Below are 3,102 nucleotides of genomic sequence, written 5' to 3' on the forward strand. Positions count from 1 at the left end.
GAACGGCTTGAACTCGGCGTGATAATCGAGAAAACGCGGTGAGTTGAACCAGCGGGCATAGTCGATGTAGGTGAGCGGCAGCTCGCTTACCTGCAGAGGCTCGCGGTTCTGATGGGCAAGAAAGGCACGCTTGAGATCCGCGAACATGTTCTTGACCGACCAGCCGTCGGAAATGATGTGGTGCTGGGTGATCAGCAGTACGTGCTCGCGGCTGCCCAGCCGAATAAGATGCACTCGGCTGAGATCCCCCTGGGTCAGGGAGAAGGGACGTCCAATCTCCTCGCGCACCCGGCGAGCCACATAGGCCTCGCGCTCGGCAATGGCCTCTGCGCTCACGTCCTCAATGTGCAGCTTGAAGGGAACATGGGGCAGGATCTCCTGGGCCCCCCTGCCCGCCTCGTCCTTGATGAAGCGGGTGCGCATGCTGGGGTGGCGGGCAAACAGGTGGTCGAAGGCAAACTCCAGCGCCGCCGTGTCCAGCTCTCCCTTCACGCGAAAATAGACCGGCATGTTGTAGAGGTGGGAGGCCTCCTCGTACTGCTCGATAAACCAGAGCCCGCTCTGGGACGAGGAGAGCGGCCCCTGCCGGGCGCCCTCGGAGGCGATAGGAACCTCGAAGGCGGCGCGGGCCGCCAGGCAGCGCACCAGCTCATCCTTGTGGGCCTTGATGGTGGCGCCGATGGCCGGCGTCACCGCCTCCTTGCTCGACTGGGAGATAAGCTGGCCCTTGTCGTTCAGCGCCAGCTTGACCCCCTGCCGCTCCAGCTGTTTCAACAGCAAAATCATATTATTCATCTGTTTCTCAAGCCTCAGGCACTCAGGGTGGCGCCGCCATCGACGACCAGATCCTGCAGCGTGATGTGGCTGGCCAGATCCGAGGCCAGGAAGAGGACGGTATGGGCGATCTCCGCCGGGGTGGCTACCTTGCGCAGGGGGATGCCGAGCTTGAACTGCTCCGGCAGCCCGGCGATGGTGCGGGCCATGGCCTCCTCGCTTGGCAGCATGCCCCGCAGCATGGGGGTATCGGTCGAGCCCGGCGACACCAGGTTGGCGCGCACGCCGAAGGAGGCCAGCTCCAGCCCCACCGTCTGGGTCAGGCTGGTGACCGCCGCCTTGGAGGCGCAGTAGGCCGCCATCTGCATGCGCGGCACATGGGCGGCGTTGGAGCCGATGGTGACGATGGCACCGCGCCGCTGCCCCTTGAAGTGGGGCACCAGGGCCCGCAGCAGATAGAAGACGCCGCTGGCGTTGACCGTCATGCAGTCGTGCCAGTCGTCATCGCTTAAGGTTTCGGTAGAACCGAGGCGCAAGACCCCGGCCCCGTTCACCAGTACATCGAGCCCGCCGTCCGCCAGCAGCGCTGCGCAGCAGACGTTTACCGCCTTCGAGTCGCCAATATCGAGCAGTTGGGTGGCATAGGGGTAGTCCGCTTCGGGAAACGCCAGATCCAGCCCCACCACGGATGCGCCGGCCGCCACGAACTGCGTTGCCACCTCGCGACCGATGCCGCGCCCGGCCCCGGTCACCCAGACCCGCTTGCCAGTGAAATCAAAGGCCATTGCTTGTTGCTCCTTATCCATCACCACACCATCTCCACGCTCTCTTCGTCCTCGGCAAGCAGACCGTCGAGGAAACGGCAGAAGTCATCGAGGCGCGGGTGATCGAACACGTCGGAGACCTTGACCTGCACCCCGAACTCGGCGCCGAGCCGGTTGACTATCTGTATGGTCTGCAGGGACTGGCCCCCCAGCTCGAAGAAGTTGTCGGCGGGCGCCATGGTGGCCAGACCCAGGATCTGCTGCCAGATGGCGCCGACCCGGTTCTCGGTCTCGCTGCCCAGGGTCAGGGCTTCGCCGCCCGCCTGGTAGGCGGCCAACAACCCCTTGCGATCCAGCTTGTTGGAGCCGGTGCGGGGCAGCTGGTCATAGTGGCGATAGTCGGTGGGGATCATGGCGGCAGGCAGCACCCTGGCCAGCTGCGCCTTGATGACCCGGCTGTCGCGCTCAGGCCCCGCCACGAAGGCCACCAGCCGGCGCACGCTGCCGATGCTCACACCCTGCACGCAGGCCTCGTCCACCCCCGGCAGGGCCAGCAGCTGGGCCTCCACCTCGCCGGGCTGGATGCGATAGCCGCTTATCTTGAATTCGTTGTCGCGCCGGCCAAGGTAGACCAGCCGGCCGGACACCAAGCGCACTCGATCGCCGGTGCGATAGACGGGCATCTGCTCCGCGCCAACCCGCAGGGTATCGAAGCTGCCTTGCACGCCCCCCACATAGCCGTTGGCCAGCTGTGGCCCGAGCAGCACCAGCTCACCCTCGATGGCGGGTTGCTCCCCCGCCCCCAGAATGAGCGCCTGCATGCCGGGCAGCGGCAGGCCTATGGGCAGCTGGGCCTGGTTCGGATCTTCCTGCTGCAGCTCCTGGGTGGTCACCACCACTGTGGTTTCGGTGGGGCCGTAGGTGTTGAAGAGACGCACATCGGAGCGGCCCTGGCGCTGCCACTGGGCTAGCTGCTCGGGGTAGACCGCCTCGCCACCTATGATAACGGTGGCCAATCCCGAGGGAATGTGGGCCTGACCCGCCGTCAGCGCCACCACCCACTCGTTCCAGAACGCGGTGGGCAGATCGAGGTGAGTGATCCCCATCTGCTCCACCCCGGCCGCAAAGGCAGGCATGGATTCGAGCAGGGCGTCGGTGCGCAGCACCAGGGTGGCACCTGCGCTCAAGGTAGCGAACACCTCCTCGATGCTGGCGTCGAAGTTGAAGGGGGCGAATTGCAGCATCCGCGCCTCTTCATCCAGGTGATAACGGCAGCGGGCCGCGGCGGCGAAGTGATCCAGCGCCCCGTGGCTGACCGCCACCCCCTTGGGCAGGCCGGTCGAGCCCGAGGTGAACATCAGGTAGGCGACGGCGCGGCCGGCGGCAGGCTGATTGAGCCGATCGTCGCTCACCAGGTCCCCCGCCAGCAGGGTGCGGCCCTCAAACAGGCTGGCCAGCTTGTGACGATACTCGGCCTGGGTGATCAGGGTCTTGACCTCCCCCAGCCGCAGTATATTGCCCTGGCGCTCCAGCGGCTGCTCGGGATCGAGGGGCACATAGACGG

General features: G+C 65.9%; 2 protein-coding genes and 1 pseudogene. All 3 read right to left on the reverse strand.

Annotation, left to right across the window (positions count from 1 at the left end; translation table 11 throughout):
- Positions 1-795 (reverse strand): condensation domain-containing protein (locus tag AACR77_RS14395; protein WP_231563255.1); only part of this gene is annotated, 795 nt, incomplete at its 3' end.
- A gap of 14 nt (positions 796-809) precedes the next feature.
- A complete protein-coding gene (gene amoA / locus AACR77_RS14400; protein WP_042882428.1) occupies positions 810-1,559 on the reverse strand; it encodes an amonabactin biosynthesis protein AmoA in 750 nt (249 codons plus the stop codon).
- 20 nt (positions 1,560-1,579) lie between these two features.
- Positions 1,580-3,102, reverse strand: a pseudogene (amoF, locus tag AACR77_RS14405) (amonabactin biosynthesis non-ribosomal peptide synthetase AmoF); the annotation flags it as partial.

It is taken from the genome of Aeromonas sp. ZOR0002 (assembly GCF_963866995.1).
GTDB classification, from domain to species: Bacteria; Pseudomonadota; Gammaproteobacteria; order Enterobacterales; family Aeromonadaceae; genus Aeromonas; species Aeromonas caviae.